This window comes from Campylobacter sp. P0109 (genome assembly GCF_002138755.1).
GTDB classification, from domain to species: Bacteria; Campylobacterota; Campylobacteria; order Campylobacterales; family Campylobacteraceae; genus Campylobacter; species Campylobacter devanensis.
Window position 1 is genome coordinate 249,659 of sequence record NZ_MJKK01000001.1, and the last position, 15,785, is coordinate 265,443.

At 33.6% G+C, this 15,785-nt stretch carries 17 protein-coding genes; all 17 read right to left on the reverse strand.

Annotation, left to right across the window (positions count from 1 at the left end):
* Positions 1-3 precede the first annotated feature (3 nt).
* The 17 genes from CIGNP109_RS01290 to coaD all read right to left on the reverse strand — a co-directional run bounded on the left by CIGNP109_RS01290 (position 4) and on the right by coaD (position 15,780).
* Positions 4-1,326: an NCS2 family permease gene (locus tag CIGNP109_RS01290; RefSeq protein WP_086227904.1), complete on the reverse strand. Its 1,323-nt coding sequence runs from the start codon at positions 1,324-1,326 to the stop codon at positions 4-6.
* Between the two features lie 8 nt (positions 1,327-1,334).
* On the reverse strand, positions 1,335-2,423 hold the full coding sequence (mqnE, locus tag CIGNP109_RS01295; RefSeq protein ID WP_236847538.1) for an aminofutalosine synthase MqnE: 1,089 nt from the start codon (positions 2,421-2,423) through the stop codon (positions 1,335-1,337).
* 67 nt (positions 2,424-2,490) lie between these two features.
* Positions 2,491-4,326 (reverse strand): peptidoglycan D,D-transpeptidase FtsI family protein, encoded by a 1,836-nt coding sequence (locus CIGNP109_RS01300; protein WP_086227906.1) that lies wholly within the window; start codon positions 4,324-4,326, stop codon positions 2,491-2,493.
* Positions 4,326-4,616 carry a flagellar hook-basal body complex protein FliE gene (gene fliE, locus CIGNP109_RS01305; RefSeq protein ID WP_086224311.1) on the reverse strand — a complete coding sequence of 97 codons (291 nt, stop codon included), beginning with the start codon at positions 4,614-4,616 and terminating at the stop codon, positions 4,326-4,328. Before fliE ends, CIGNP109_RS01300 begins: the two co-directional genes overlap by 1 nt.
* A 4-nt stretch (positions 4,617-4,620) precedes the next feature.
* Positions 4,621-5,115 (reverse strand): flagellar basal body rod protein FlgC, encoded by a 495-nt coding sequence (gene flgC / locus CIGNP109_RS01310; RefSeq protein ID WP_086227907.1) that lies wholly within the window; start codon positions 5,113-5,115, stop codon positions 4,621-4,623.
* 10 nt (positions 5,116-5,125) lie between these two features.
* Complete coding sequence (gene flgB / locus CIGNP109_RS01315) at positions 5,126-5,566, reverse strand: flagellar basal body rod protein FlgB (protein ID WP_086224315.1); 441 nt, start codon at positions 5,564-5,566, stop codon at positions 5,126-5,128.
* Between the two features lie 41 nt (positions 5,567-5,607).
* The gene (gene aat, locus CIGNP109_RS01320) at positions 5,608-6,270 is read right to left on the reverse strand and encodes a leucyl/phenylalanyl-tRNA--protein transferase (RefSeq protein ID WP_086227908.1); all 663 of its coding nucleotides are present in this window, start codon (positions 6,268-6,270) and stop codon (positions 5,608-5,610) included.
* Positions 6,271-6,273: 3 nt separating this feature from the next.
* Entirely contained in the window at positions 6,274-8,361 is a 2,088-nt protein-coding gene (locus CIGNP109_RS01325) for an AAA family ATPase (RefSeq protein WP_086227909.1), read from the reverse strand.
* Positions 8,361-8,660 (reverse strand): ATP-dependent Clp protease adaptor ClpS, encoded by a 300-nt coding sequence (locus CIGNP109_RS01330; RefSeq protein ID WP_086224321.1) that lies wholly within the window; start codon positions 8,658-8,660, stop codon positions 8,361-8,363. The genes CIGNP109_RS01325 and CIGNP109_RS01330 overlap by 1 nt, the downstream gene beginning before the upstream one ends.
* Positions 8,650-9,261: a thioredoxin gene (locus CIGNP109_RS01335; protein ID WP_086227910.1), complete on the reverse strand. Its 612-nt coding sequence runs from the start codon at positions 9,259-9,261 to the stop codon at positions 8,650-8,652. The genes CIGNP109_RS01330 and CIGNP109_RS01335 overlap by 11 nt, the downstream gene beginning before the upstream one ends.
* Before the next feature lie 10 nt (positions 9,262-9,271).
* The gene (gene smpB / locus CIGNP109_RS01340) at positions 9,272-9,727 is read right to left on the reverse strand and encodes an SsrA-binding protein SmpB (RefSeq protein WP_086227911.1); all 456 of its coding nucleotides are present in this window, start codon (positions 9,725-9,727) and stop codon (positions 9,272-9,274) included.
* A gap of 92 nt (positions 9,728-9,819) precedes the next feature.
* Entirely contained in the window at positions 9,820-10,992 is a 1,173-nt protein-coding gene (locus tag CIGNP109_RS01345) for a pyridoxal phosphate-dependent aminotransferase (protein ID WP_086227912.1), read from the reverse strand.
* A 2-nt stretch (positions 10,993-10,994) separates the two neighbouring features.
* Entirely contained in the window at positions 10,995-11,666 is a 672-nt protein-coding gene (gene cysE, locus CIGNP109_RS01350) for a serine O-acetyltransferase (RefSeq protein ID WP_086227134.1), read from the reverse strand.
* A 2-nt stretch (positions 11,667-11,668) separates the two neighbouring features.
* Positions 11,669-13,510, reverse strand: coding sequence for a biosynthetic arginine decarboxylase (speA, locus tag CIGNP109_RS01355; protein WP_086227913.1), 1,842 nt, complete (start codon positions 13,508-13,510; stop codon positions 11,669-11,671).
* Positions 13,507-14,736: a histidine--tRNA ligase gene (gene hisS / locus CIGNP109_RS01360; protein WP_086227914.1), complete on the reverse strand. Its 1,230-nt coding sequence runs from the start codon at positions 14,734-14,736 to the stop codon at positions 13,507-13,509. Before hisS ends, speA begins: the two co-directional genes overlap by 4 nt.
* A complete protein-coding gene (gene tmk, locus CIGNP109_RS01365; protein WP_086227915.1) occupies positions 14,733-15,311 on the reverse strand; it encodes a dTMP kinase in 579 nt (192 codons plus the stop codon). The genes hisS and tmk overlap by 4 nt, the downstream gene beginning before the upstream one ends.
* A complete protein-coding gene (gene coaD, locus CIGNP109_RS01370; protein ID WP_086224338.1) occupies positions 15,301-15,780 on the reverse strand; it encodes a pantetheine-phosphate adenylyltransferase in 480 nt (159 codons plus the stop codon). Before coaD ends, tmk begins: the two co-directional genes overlap by 11 nt.
* Positions 15,781-15,785: the final 5 nt, after the last annotated feature.

A 15,785-nucleotide genomic window follows, 5' to 3' on the forward strand; every position in this document is an offset into this window, starting at 1 on the left:
TTTTTAGCCTCCAATTATTGATTTAAATAGATTAGGTGCTGAACTAGCAATAAAGGCAAATAGACTAATAATAGCTAGTGTACTTACGCCTAAATTTAGATCTTCCCATTTTCTTAGTACTAATTTAATAATAAAATATGATATAAATCCTACGCTCAATCCTATTGTAATAGAGTATGTAAGCGGCATTAATATCACAGTTAAAAATGTTGAAACGCAAATAGCTGGATCTTTGTAGTTGATTTTGCCAAGTTCACTAAACATTAAAATACCTACCATTACAAGTACTGGATAGATAGCATTAGCTGGAATAGAGCCAAATAGTGGTAAGAAAAATAGGGTAAATATAAAAAACACTCCTATAAATACAGCCGTAAGTCCTGTTCTGCCACCAGCTTCTACACCGCTTGCACTCTCTACACATGTTATAATTGTACTTGTACCTATAATGGCTCCACCCATGCCAGCTATTGCGTCACTTTCTAAATTTTTGGCTAATTTTTTTTCGCCATCAGCGTGTGTAAATAGATTGGCTCTATTTCCAACTCCAGTAAGGGTGCCAATACTATCAAATAGGTGAGTAACAAATAGTGTTAAAACTGCTGGAAGTAAAGAAATTTGAAGAGCTGAGAGAATATCTAACTCCCCAAAAATTGGAGCGATGCTAACAGGTATCGAGATTATCTCTTCTGGTGTTTCATAAATTCCAAATATCCACGCTCCAATTGATGTTACAGCAATTGCCAAAACAAATCCGCCACGCAGTTTTAAAGTCCAAAATAGTATCATAAATATAATCCCTATAACACCAATTAAAACTTTAGGATCGCTAATATTGCCAATAGCAACTTTAGTAGCTGGACTAGCAACTATTAAACCCATTTTAGATAGACCAATAAAACATATAAATGTACCAATACCAGCACTAATGGCACACCTAAGATCTAGTGGGATATTTTTGATAATCCAAAGGCGAAAATTTGTAAAACTCAAAATGGTAAATATCGCCGAGCTGATAAATATAGCCCCAAGTGCAGTTTGCCATGGAATTTGCATACCAATTACCATGCTATATGTAAAGTAAACATTTAATCCCATTCCCGTGCTTAGTGCTACTGGTGTGTTAGCCCATAAGCCATTAAAAATAGTTGCTAGAATCGTGATAAGGGCTGTCGCTACCAATAAAGCTTCCTTTGGCATACCAGCATCGCTTAAGATAAGCGCATTAATTGGAACTATGTAAAGTATAGCCAAAAATGTAGTAAGAGCTGCATTTAGCTCGGTTTTTACAGTTGTATTGTTTTGTTTGAGCTTAAATATATCCATATTTCTTTCTAATTGTATATTATAAGTTCATTATATAGGCTATCTCTTTGAACTGGTATAAATCCACTTGTTTGAATTAGCTCTATAAATTCTTTTTGACTTTTACCATTTTTACTTGCTGCTCCAGCACTGCTTTGAATACTCTCTTTTTCTATCGTTCCATCTAGATCATCAGCACCAAATTCTTGTGCTACAAGAGCTAAATTTAAAGTAGAAGTAGCCCAGTATGCCTTGATATGATTTATATTATCAAGCAAGATTCTGCTAATTGCCATTGTCTTTAGTATCTCAACTGAGCCTAAAAATGGGATATTTTTAAGATAGTTATTATCTCTTTGATAGACTAATGGAATAAAAGCATTAAATCCGCCGCCGTTATTTAGAGCTAGGGAGCGATCTTGTAGCGAGCGAATTCTAAGGATATGATCGATTCTATGCTCTTTGTTCTCTATATGACCAAATAGCATTGTAGCGTTGCTTTGGCGACCTTTTTGATGCCATAAAGAGTGAATTTTAAGCCAGTTATCACTGCTTACTTTGCCTTTACAAATTTCATTTCTAACGCCCTCATCAAATATTTCAGCTCCTCCACCAGGCATACTATCTACACCATACTCAATCATCTTTTCTATCACTTCTTCATAGCTTAAGCCATGTTTTCTATGCAAGTAATCAACCTCTGCTGCAGTAAGTGCTTTTATGTGTAAATTTGGATATTTATTTTTTATCATTTTAAATATCTCTAGATACCATTGCCATGATACATTTGGATTGTGAGCAGAGACTATATGTATCTCTTTGGCTCCGTTTAATACGCTTTTATCTACTGCTTCAATAATCTGCTCATAGCTCATTGTATAACTCTTATCAGCGCTTTGTCTATGAGATGAAAAGGCGCAAAATTTACACACATCAGCACATAAATTAGTCGGATTTATATGGCGATTTATATTAAAATATACCTTTTTACCATTTTTAGCTTCTCTGATTTTATTGGCATATTTGCCTAGAGTAAATAGATCTAAATCATAAAGCTTGATAGCATCATCAAATTCCAATCTTTGATTGTTTTCTAACTTGTCTATTAAATTCATAATCCTACCTAAAAAATAAAACTTAAATTATATGCAAAAGAGACTTAAAAAGATTTTATTTGCGTTAAATTTAGTCTAATATTACATTTATATTCTTACCCTCTTTAGCATTAATGGCTTTAACGGCTTTTGGATCTAGTTTAGTTGGAGTTAGGTAGCCATTTTCTACCATTAGCTCGATAGTTGAGCGAAATATTGGCAATGCGCTCCATGAAGCATAGTAGTATGGATATGGCTTCATTGGTTCACGTACTAAAACGCCAATTGTATATTCCTTGCCTTTGGCATCACGGACAAAGCCAAAGAAATTTGCATTATAGCGCTTATCGCTATAACCACCACTTGTAGCGATATGTGCAGTACCAGTTTTGCCGCCAATTATTAGGCCTGGGATTTGTGTTCTTTTAGCGGTTCCATTAGGACTTTCTACAACTTTGATTAGGATATCTTTCATCTTTTGAGCTTGAGCTTTTGAGAGAATTTGGGTAAACTCTTGTTCTTTGTATTTATAGGTTTTAGAATCTTTTTCTAGATGACTAGCTATGCGTGGTGTAACCATAACACCATCATTTGTGATTGCATTATAGGCGCTTAGAAGCTGTATAAATGTAGCTTGGACGCCATAACCATAGCTTAGCGTGGATTTATATACCTTATTTTTTAGTTTAGAGATTGATGGTATATTGCCAACTTGTTCATAGCTTAGATCTATTCCGCTCTTTTGAGAAAATCCAAATTCTAAAAGACCATTATAAAGTTCAAATTCGCTTAATCTATCTACAATTTGAATCATACCAACATTGGAAGATTCTACGATTACATCTTGGGCGCTTAGGGTATCATTTTTATGACTGTCAGTGATTGTTCGTTTACCTAGTTTATATTTACCACCATAGACATTTATTATCTCAAGTGGATCGATTTTGCCAGCTTTTAAAAGTAGGGCAAAGATAAATGGTTTCATAACTGAACCCATCTCATAAGCGTATTCGCTTGCTGTTGAATTTAGTGATTGGTAATCTTTTTTAGTGATACTTGATGGATTATATCTAGAGGTAGAAACTAATGAAATTATAGCTCCACTTTTAGCCTCCATAACGCCTATTATAACTTCTTTAGCAATTAGTTCATTCATCTTTGCTACAGCCATTTTTTCTAATATTTTTTGTAGTTTTAATGGAATATTTAGCACGACATTATAGCCATCAATACGGCGAGATAGCTCAGCGTCTTTACTTAAAATTATTGTATTTGCTAGATCTCTTGGTCCTTTTGTTAGCTCATCTTGAGTAGAGGATAACAAGTTATCATATACTTTTTCAATTCCTTTTACTCCTTCAACTTTTGTAATACCATCTATTTCAATCTTTTTAATGTAGCCAATAGCTGGCGTTAAAGCGTCACTTGCCATATATATTCGTCTTTCACCGCTTTCTATAATGCTCATTCCTTGAGTAGAGACTATACCGGTTTTTGGATCTTGATATGCGATAAATACTTTATTTCTATATAGCTTTCTAGCTAACTCTTTTAGATATGCAGCACCCTTGGCATCAATCTCATATGATAGAGTTACTAAGCCTTTTTTTGCTAGGATTTTTCTAATTTTTTTAGGGTCATCACCACTATATAAAGTATATAGTTTGATAAATAACTCTTTTTTATTTGGATCAATATTTCTAGTATCTACCATCGCTTTAAAGAGTTTTTGACTGCTTGCTAGGCTAAAACCATCTTGGCTTAATATAGAGCCACGCATAGCACTGGTATAGTCGCTACTTTGGAGTTTTGGAAGGCGACGCTCGATACTAGATCGGTAAAATATAACTGTTAAGAATATAAAGATACCAAGAACAATTAGCAAAAATACTACATATACTTTGCTTTGGCTACTATTTTGGCTCATTATAGCTGTGTTCTTGCTATCTCTTTATAAGCGCTTATAGCTTTATTTCTTACTTCTAGCATTAGTTTCATGCTAGTTTCTGCTTTGCCGATTGCAATCGCTGCTTGGTGTAGATCTTTTACTTCTCCAGTTGCTAGATCAGCCACTGCTTTATCAGCTTTTTGTTGGACGTCATTTAGTTCGCCTAGAGTTTTGGTTAAAATATCAGAGAAACTTTGGTCTAGTAAATTATCATTTTTACTACTTTTTTGCTCTAATGGATTTAAATTTGATATATTATTAATGTTCATTCAATTATCCTTTCATCATATCAATAGCACTTGTCGCTATCGCTTTGGCACTTTGAAATGCTGATACATTTGCTTGGTATGCTCTTGTTGCTTCTATTAAATCCGCCATCTCAATGACTGGATTTATGTTTGGTAGCATTACATAACCTTTTTCATTTGCATCTGGGTGAGTTGGATCAAATTTCATTTTAAAATCTTTATCATCACGTACGATTTTATCGACTACCACAGTTGAGATCGCAGGTTTTGGAAATCTTGGCGCATCTGGATCGTCTAAAGGATTCTCATTTTCTAAAAAGTCATTTTTAGCATTTAGTTGTTTATTTAGCTCTTTATCAAATTCAATTGCCTTAAATACAACCTCTTTACGGCGGTATGGGCCACCTTCGGCAGTTCTAGTAGTATTTGCATTAGCTATATTTGAGCTAATTACATTCATTCTAAAGCGTTGCGCACTAAGTCCATATCCACTAATATCAAAATCACTTAAGTATGCCATTATTTATCCTTTATATTTTTCCACTTGCGTCTATTACGCTTTTAAAGATATCCCCATGTTTTTTGCTAGCTGAATCTAGTGCTTGAATCATTAAAACATTTTTACTCATTTCGCTAGTTTCGATATCTAGATCGACAGTATTAGCGTCATTTCTAGCCATATGACCATCTCTTAGATATATAGTTGGAATCTTAACTGATGGAAAATCGATTGCGGCAAAATGTTTATCATTTGTTCTAGCGAGTTCTAATTTTGGCTCACTAGCACCTAGTTTATATACCTCTCTTTTTTTTTCTATTAAAGCGGTTTCAAAATCGATATCTTTAGCTTTATAAAAAGGAGTATCGATATTTGCAATATTGCTAGCTATTAATTGGTTTCTAGCAACCCTACTACCAAGAGCCGAATCTACTAATTGTTTTGATTTGCTAGTACTAAAACCTGCGTACATCATATATCCTTTTTAAATTTATTGCAATACATAAGCAATATTTATTCCAAATTTAACTCTAAATCTTTAAAATTTTCAAATCCGCTAGGTTGATTTGACTTAATTTTTAAAATAGCTAAAAACTCATCCCTAGATATATCTTTAGCCCCCATAAACTTAAGATGCGGATTCATCACCTGTGCATCTATGATAAAATCATATTTTGCTAAGGTTTTAGCTAGTGTTACTAGGGCTACTTTGGAGGCGTTCTTGCCTTTGCTTATCATACTTTCACCACAAAAAATCTTACCAAAAATCAGCCCATAAAGCCCGCCAATAAGCTCATCATTATAATAGACCTCCACACTGTGAGCGTAGCCAAGATCGTGCATCTTAATATAGCTATCTACGACATTTTGATCTATCCAAGTTGGCTCATTTTGTTCTCTATGAGTTTTGCAAAAATTGATAAAATTTGCAAAATTATAATCAAATTTAACTCTATAATCCCTTAAAAATGGCCTTAAACTCTTTTGAATTTTAATATTTTGTGGATAAAATATTGCCCTTGGGTCAGGGCTATGCCAAAATATCACCCCATCACACGGCCATGGAAAAATACCATGCATATACGCATCAAGTAAAATTTCACTACTTAGGTCACCACCATATGCTAGTGGAGCGTCTTTTGGAGCAGTTAATGGATTTGGAAAAATAGAGTTCATTATCTATTTTGCTTGGATAAATTTAAACTCAAACTCACTGCCATTAAAATCAATATTAGCAGTGCCACCATTTTTTAAAGCCCCAAAAAGCAGCTCTTTGGATAGCTTAAGATTGATTTTATCTTTAATAGTTCGTTTAAGATTTCTAGCGCCAAATTCGCTACTATATCCAAGTTTAATAATCTCATTAATCGCATTTTTGCTAATAGATATAGAGATTTTTTTGGCTGATAGCTCTAGCTCTTTTATCTCTTTTTGGACTATTTTTTCTAAGACTTCGTGGCTTAGAGTGTTGAAATTTATAATCTTATCAATTCTATTTCTAAACTCCGCAGCAAAAAATCCCTTCACAGCTCTATCTGTTTTATCGCTATCATCTTTATTAAAACCCATAATTGGTGCTTCTTTGGTGCCTAAATTTGAGCTCATTATGATAATTGTGTTTTTGAAATCACTCTTATTTCCACTTGCGTCACTTAGAGTTGCGCTATCAAAAATCTGTAAAAATATATTTAATAGCTCTGGATGAGCCTTCTCAATCTCATCAAACAAAATCACGCTATAAGGGTGCTTTTTAACCATATTTGTAAGCATTCCGCCATTTTCAAATCCTATATATCCAGGAGGTGCGCCAATGAGCTTAGCTACGGCGTGTTTCTCCATATATTCGCTCATATCAAATCTCTCAAAATGGATATTTAAAGCATTTGCTAGCTCTTTTGCTAACTCGGTTTTACCCACACCGCTACTTCCAGTAAATAAAAATACACCAATTGGCCTATTTGGCTCATTTAATCCTGCGTATGATGTGATTAAAGCGTCATTTAAGCTCTTTATAGCTAGGTCTTGGCCAAATATTTTTTGGTTTAATATAGTGGATAGATTTTTTAAAATTTGAGTGTTATCAGAGCTTGTTTGGATATTTGAGATATTGGCTATTTTAGAGACAATTTCATTGATTTTGGCTTTTGTTACGCTTTTTTTATTCTCGATATTTGCCGATGCGCCAGCCTCATCAATGATATCTATAGCGCTATCAGGCAGAAATTTGTCAGTTAGATATCTCTTAGCCATCTCTATACTTTGGCTTAAAATTTCATCGCTATATTTGACATTATGAAATTTCTCATAAGTTGGCCTTAAGCCTTTTAATATCTCTAAGGTCTCTTCTTTGCTTGGTTCGGCGACATCTATTTTATTAAATCTACGAAGCAAGGCTCTATCTTTATTGAAATTTCTAAACTCGCTATAAGTAGTTGCGCCAATACACCTTATATCACCATTTGCTAAGTGTGGTTTTAAGATATTTGCCGCATCTTGGCCATTGTCATTGCTCCCTGTGTTTAGGATAGTGTGAATTTCATCTATGAAAATTATATGATTTTTATTATCTTTTAAGCGATTTATAATCTCTTTTAATCTCTCTTCAAACTCACCCCTATACTTCGCTCCAGCTAAAATAGCAAAGATATCTAAGCTAAAAATCACGCTATCTTTTAATCTATCAGGGACCTTTCCATCTACTATTCTTTGGGCTATTCCTTGGACTATTGCGGTTTTACCAACTCCAGCTTCGCCTACAAAAATCGGATTATTTTTCTTATGTCGGCATAGAATTTGAAGAGCTTTGTCAATCTCTTTATCTCTATTTATCACAGGGTCTATTTGATGATTTTTGACTAATTCATTTAAATTTGTAGCTACAGATAGTAGTTCATTATCATCTAAATTTAATCCGTGAAATTCAAGTAGTTGATAGGCTTGTGAGTTTTTATCGCTCAAAATTTCATCTAAAAACTCCTCAATTCCAAAATTTTCCTCAGCAGTAATGCTAGAGAATAATTCACTAAGCTTATGAGTAAGCATAGGTGGCTTTTTTTCGCTAGATTTTGGAGACTCTTTGAGTATATTTATTAGATCATTTCTTAAAGCTATAACATCATTAATACCGATATTTTCTAGAATTTTTATAAATTCCTTATCAAATGTTAGAGTATATAAAATATGTTCAGTACTAATATACTCATGCGATTCGCTTAAAGCTAAATCATTAGCTTGTTTTATTGACATTGCTAGATTTTGTTCTATCATTAATCCTCTTTTATAACGCATTTTAATGGAAATCCATTTGCCTTAGCTAGGCTTAGGGTTTGGTTTTGCTTGGTTTGGGCGATCTCTTTTGTGTAAATTCCACAAACAGCGCTACCATTTTTATGAATTTTCATCATCAATTCTATAGCTTGCTTTAGCTCTTTATTGAAAATTTCACAAAGCACCATCACTACAAAATCCATTGTAGTTACATCATCGTTTAATAAAATCACCTTATAAAGAGTTGGTTTAAACTCTTTTAATTTGGTTTTGGTATTAAGGCTTCTTTTAGTTTGCATTTAAGATCTTATCTATATCTTGGCTAATTGTGTTGGTGCTTACTTCACCTAGGTAGAATTTATTTTGCGTTGTTGTACCGCCTAGATTATCGCTTAGATTTTGGTATTTACCATCTTTTAATACTACTTTAAATGGAATTGAAAGGGCTTTATTGTAGTTTATATCATTTAGAATTTGATCTATGATTTTGCTATTTTCTTTTGAATTTGCTATGAAGTAATAGGCGTTATATTTTTTACTAAAATTCTCTAAAACATACTCATCACTTACATCTTCAAAGTGAATTAACCCAATTATCATAAATTTATCTGCGTTTTTAAGCTGAAAATCCATCAAATGTGGAGCCTCTTTTTGGCATGGGGCGCAGTAAGTTCCAAATATATCAAGCATTAGAATTTTATCGCTATCTTTAAGTTTAAAGCCATTTTCAGTGCGAATTATCGTAGCTTTAGTGCCGATTATACTGGTTAATTCTATCTCATCGCCTGTTTTATAATAGCTTGATTGTTCTATTTGAGTTTGAGTTGTCTTATCTTGATTGCACCCATTAAGTGCGAAAAGTGCTATTAAAAATAGGGCTATAAATTTAATATTTTTCATATTTTATCCTTTATAAATATCTTTTTAGAGCGGCTCTAGCTTCTAAATTTGCTTGTTTTTCTTTGAGAGCTTCTCTTTTATCGTGTAAATTTTTGCCTTTGGCTAGGGCGATATTTGCTTTGACTATATTTTTGTGGTTTAGATATAGACTCAAAACTACGATTGTTAGCCCATCGGTGCTAACTTTGCCAAGGAGTTTATCTATCTGTTTGCGGTGCATAAGGAGCTTTCTAGGCGATCTCTCATCAGGGCGAAAGTGCGAGTGAGCGGTTTGTAGATGGCTAATATGAGCATTTAACAAAAATAGCTCGCCTTTGATGATTCTTACAAAGCTATCTTTTAAATTTGCTCTACCAGCACGGAGTGCTTTGACTTCGCTGCCTTGTAAAACTATACCAGCTTCAAAGCTTTCTATAATTGTATAATCATGAAGTGCTTTTTTATTTTTTGCTAGATCTTTTCCCATTTTGATACTTTATTATAGTTTGTAAGCTTAGAATTATAGCTAAATATTATGAATTTAGTCTAAATAAGAGTGCCTTTATAGCACTCTCATTGTTATTTTTTATAATTTTTGACAAACTCAGCTATACGCTCAATACCACGCTTTAAACTATCTAAATCACATGCAAAGCTAACTCTAAAATATCCATCCATACCAAATCCCACGCCAGGCACAGTAGCTACTAGGCTTTTTTCTAGGAGTTCTTGGCAAAATTTCATTGAGTCAGGCTCTACATTTTTACAGTTTATAAATAGATAAAATGCTCCATCTGGACATACTACACTTAAATTTTCTATATTATTTATAGCTTTTACAGCATAATCTCTACGCTCTATAAATTTGCTTTTCATATACTCTATATCAGCATCAGCTTCTCCTAGTAGCGCTGGTATGGCTCCAGCTTGAACTATGCTTGAGATATTGCTTGTGCTTTGGCTTTGAAGTTTTCTAACAGCTTTATTTAACTCATCAATATTACTAGCCATATAGCCAAATCTCCACCCTGGCATCGCTCCGCATTTGCTTAAACCATTTATTGTAATTGTTCTTTTAAACATATCATCGCTAATTGCTGCAGCTGCTATAAACTCACCACTATATGTAAGTTTTTCATAAATTTCATCGCTAACTACTAAGATATCACTACCTTCTAATACTTTGCCAATCTCTTCAAGTTCAGCTTTGCTATATACGCCACCGCATGGATTGCTTGGACTATTTAGCACTATTGCTCTTGTTTTTGAGGTTATAACGGATTTAATTTGGCTAGCTGTTAATTTAAATTTATTATCTTCACTTGTTTCAATTATAACTGGAGTACCACCACAATATTTTACTATTTCAGGATAGCTTACCCAGTATGGAGATGGAATTATAACTTCATCTCCATGATTGATAATGCATGAAAATAGATTAAATAAAGAGTGTTTGGCACCTACATTTGTAATAATTTGATTTGGTTTGTAGTTTAGATTATTATCTCTTTTTAGCTTTGTAGCAATAGCTTCTAAGACCTCAGGTGTACCAGGGACTGCAGTATATTTACCGCAACCTTTATCCAAAGCTAATTTTACTGCATTTTTGATAACTTCTGGTGTATCAAAATCAGGCTCTCCAGCACTAAAGCTAATAACATCAAGCCCAGCAGCTTTCATCTCTTTGGCTTTTGAGCTAATTGCGATTGTAAGACTCTCGCTTAGAACTGAAATTCTTTTAGATAATAACATTTTTACTCCTTTATTGATTTAATATACTCTTGATATTTTTTGTCTAATACTATTTTATCACTTCCTTGGCATCCAAGATTTTCTATGCGATCTATTAGATAGATTAGCAATTCTTTTGTGATATCTGGTAGCTTATTGTGTTCAAATGGACGATTATCACTGCTAATGCATTTAGCAGGAATTCCTACAGCCGTAGAGTGTGGTGGTACGTCTTTTACTACAACTGAATTTGCACCAATTTTTGAGCCAGTTCCTATGGTGATATTGCCTAAAATTTTAGCTCCAGCACCGACAACTACGCCATTTTCTAATGTAGGATGGCGTTTGCCTTTATCTAGACTTACCCCACCTAAGGTTACACCTTGATATATCAAGCAATCATCGCCAACTATAGTTGTCTCACCAATTACTATTCCAGTAGCATGATCAATAAATACTCTTCTTCCAATAACTGCTGCTGGGTGTAGATCAACTCTGGTTAAAAAATTACTAATTCCAGCAAGTATTCTGGCTAATTTATGCCACTTTTTATTCCATAAAATATGGATAATTCTATGATTGGCTACTGCCCATACTCCAGGATAATTAAAGATAAGATCTATGCAGCTACGATATGCTGGATCTTGTACTTTAGGCTGAGATAAATCCTCTTTAATAATTTGAAAAATACCCATCATTAGCCTATGGTTTTTAGATATCCATTATCGTTTAAGAATAGATATAGTTCGCCTAGAATATGCTTTTTTTGTTTTTCATCTACTAGTGTTGAATTTTCTATTCGTTCATTTAAAGTATCTCTAATAGCATGTATATCATAGTCTAAATCCTCTAATATATCCATGACAGATTGAGATTCTAAAATATTTTTTATCTCATAATTGCCCTCTTCATTGATGATTATTGTAGCTTCAGTAGGGTGGGTAAAGAGATTGTGTTTCATTCCAAGAACCTCTTGATAAGCCCCAACTAGGAAAAAACCTAAAAAATACTCCTCTTTTTCTAAATCCACATCATGCAAGAATAGCGGATTTTTGGTCGCATCAAAGCTTATTTCGCCATCGCTATCGCAAGTTATATCCCATATAGAAGCAGACAAAGTAGGGCGCTCATCAAGTCTATCAAGAGGCATTATAGGGAAGTTTTGTCCAAGTCCCCAAAAATCAGGCAAGCTTTGAAACATTGAAAAATTAACCAAATATCTCTCTTGCACCTCTTCTTGAATTTTTAAAAGCTCTGCATAATTTTGTTTATTTCCTAAAAGTGAGATCGCTTTTTTCATAATTAAATGGACTAAAATTTCGCTATTTGATCTATCTTGTAAATCTACGTAGCCTAAATCAAATAGCGTCAAAACACTCTCCATATGATCAATTGCATCATGGAGATACTCTATAGCATTGCTTGGTTTGATGCTTCTATATAGATCATATAATTCGCTAATTAATGGCGGATTATTCTCTTTTAATATTAGCTTCTCTTCTGTGTATTCTTGGCTAAATAGCTCAAGCACAGGAGCTACTAATACAGCATGAGATGCAGCTATATATCTACCGCTTTCTATAAATATATCAGGTTCAATCTCATTTTTTTGATTAGCAATGCTTTTTAGTAAAAACACAACATCATTTGCATACTCTTTAAGTGTGTAATTCCTGCTTGGATTATCTTTAAATTGTGAATATTCAATAGCCAAACCACCGCCTAAATTTATAGCTTTTAGAGATTTTGCTCCCATTTTACGAAGTTCGGCGTATATATTTCCTGCTTCTATAAGAGCTTTTTTGAGCGGATGAATTTCATTTATTTGACTTCCAATATGAAAATGAATCATAGTAAATTGCTCAATTAGGTTATTTTCTTTTAGTAAATTTACTGCTTCAATAAGCTCTGTAGATGTAAGTCCAAACTTAGAGTTTATCCCGCCACTTTTAGCCCAAACGCCTGTACCACTACTATGAAGTCTGATTCTAAGGCCGATATTTGGCTTTGGTTTAAATCTCTCTTTGGCAGTAGAGATAATTGATTTTAATTCATTTAATCCCTCTATTGTAAGAGTGATATTGTGTCCCATCTCAGCAGCGATAAATCCAATATCGATTAACTCATTATCTTTAAATCCATTTACGGTAATTGGCGCTCCATAGTTGTTATAAGCCATCGCTAGTAGCAACTCAGCCTTTGAGCCAGCCTCTAAGCCATAGCCATAGCTTTCGCCAATTTTAACTAGATTTTCTACAAATCCTGGATATTGATTTACCTTTAATGGATATACGGCATTAAAGTTACCACTATAGCCAAATTCTTTTTTAGCTCTTTCAAAACTAGAGTATACCTGTACAATTTGTTTTTTAATAAGGTGTGGAAATCTTAGTAAAAGTGGTCCACGATAACCATCGTTTCTAATATCTTTTACGATATCAATAAGTGCTGGTTTTAAGTCGCTATTTAAGCAGACTTTGCCACTATCAGTGATAAAATTTGAATCTCCCCACAGGCTTAGTCCATAGTCGTGTGTCATATTTCACCCTCCAAATTTGCTATAGATATTCGTTTTTCATCTTTTGTTTGTAGATTTTTGTACCAAATTTGACCTTGGCTAAACTCATCATCGCCAAGACATAAAAATATCTCAAATCCCTTTTTATCAGCTATATTTAGATGTTTATTTGGGCTTTTGGCTTCGTATGAAATTTCGGTTATATATCTTTTTCTTAGAGTTTGAGCGATTTTGTAAATTTCATCAATTAAATTTGGATTTAAAGCACAGATATAGATACCTTGACGGGTATTTTGCGACTCTTTTTGCTTTAAAATCTCCATAATTCTCTCAATACCCATAGCCCAGCCAACTGCTGGAGTAGGTTTGCCATCTAGATATTCACAGAGTTTATCATATCTACCGCCGCCTGCTACGGCACTTTGAGAGCCAATATCATCACTGATAAACTCAAAGGCAGTTTTGCAGTAGTAATCAAGCCCACGTACGAGTTTTGGATCGATTTGAAATTCAACTCCATTTGCTCTTAAAATCTCTTGAAGTTTATTAAAATCATCGTTACAAATTTGATTTAAATTTTGAGTAATAAGCGGAGCATCTTTTAAGATATTTTGACAACTCTGGCTTTTGCAATCAAGTATCCTAATAGGGTTAGTATCAAGTCTTCTTAAGCAATCATCACATAGATTTTCTTTATTATTTTCAACAAATTTAACTAATTTTTCTTTATATGCTGGCATACATTGACTATCGCCTAGTGAGTTGATTTTTAGTGTGGTTTTAATTTTAAGCCTATTTAAAATCTCATTTAACATTAATATTACAGAGGCATCTTCATAAACGCTAGCTTCGCCAAAGCACTCTACGCCAAATTGATGAAATTCTCTTAGACGTCCACGCTGAGGACGCTCATATCTAAACATACTACCGTGATAAAAATATCTTTTAACTCCACCAGCTCTATCAAATTTATTCTCTATAAATGCTCTTACGACTCCAGCAGTTCCTTCAGGGCGAAGACAGACATCATTACCGCCTTTATCTATAAATTGATACATCTCTTTTCCAACTATATCGCTACTTTGGCCAACACTTCGCTTAAATAGTGCGGTCTCTTCTAGTTTTGGTGTTTCGCAAAACTCATAGCCATAGTTTTTAACCACAGCTTCACAGGTATCAATTATAAATTTATATAGTTTTCCATCGTTTTCAAGTAGGTCTTTCATACCACGAAGAGCATTAATCATATAAATTTCCTTATTTTATTATGTATAATTTCTGGGCTTAGTGAGGCATCGATCTCTAAGACTTCAAATTTTAAATCGGCAAGTATTATACTCATAAATCCTTGAACTCTCATTAAATACTCAATTCCACGACTTTCAATATCATCATTTTGACCTCTACTAAAAAGCCTTTGACGGATTAAATTCTCATTTGCTTTTAAAAATACAAATTTATCTCCAAAATCTGAACAAAGCGCAAATTTATTTAGTTCAATTAAGGTTTTTATATCTAAATTATCATCATTTGCCATAGCATATGCAAGACCAGATACAAAGCTTCTATCGCTTAAAATCAAATTTCCATAATTGGGTTTTAAAACTTTTTCATAATGCTCGGCACGATCTGCTAAAAATAGAAAAATTTCTGCTTTTTGTGATATTTTACTTGCACTACTCATTAAATAATTTCTAATCATCAATCCAAGCTCTGTGCCACCTGGCTCTTTAGTTATTATGGCATCTTTGTAAATCTCTTTTAGCAGATTTATTTGAGTAGATTTACCAGCTCCATCGACACCTTCAAAATTAATTAGCATATTCTTCCTTTATTTTTTTATATACTTTAGATGGGACAAGTGAACTAATATCACCATCGTGGCGTAAAACTGAGCGGACAATAGAACTAGAAATAAAGGCATTTTTAAGACTTGGCATAAAATAAATCGTCTCAAATTCGCTCCACAATGAAGCATTTGCATAACCAATTTGTAATTCATATTCAAAATCACTCACAGCTCTTAGACCTCGCACAACAGTATTAATATTTTGTGATTTAGCAAAATCGATTAAGAGATTATTAAATCCCGTAACCTCAACACTAGATAGTTCCTTAGTCGCTAAACGGGCAAGTTCGATTCGTTGATCGTAGTTAAAATACGGCTTTTTAGACTCATTTAGTGCTACTGCTACAATAACTCTATCAAAGACATTACAAGCTCGTCTAATAACATCTAGATGACCATTAGTGATAGGATCAAAGGTTCCTGGATATATGCATGATTTCATTTTTA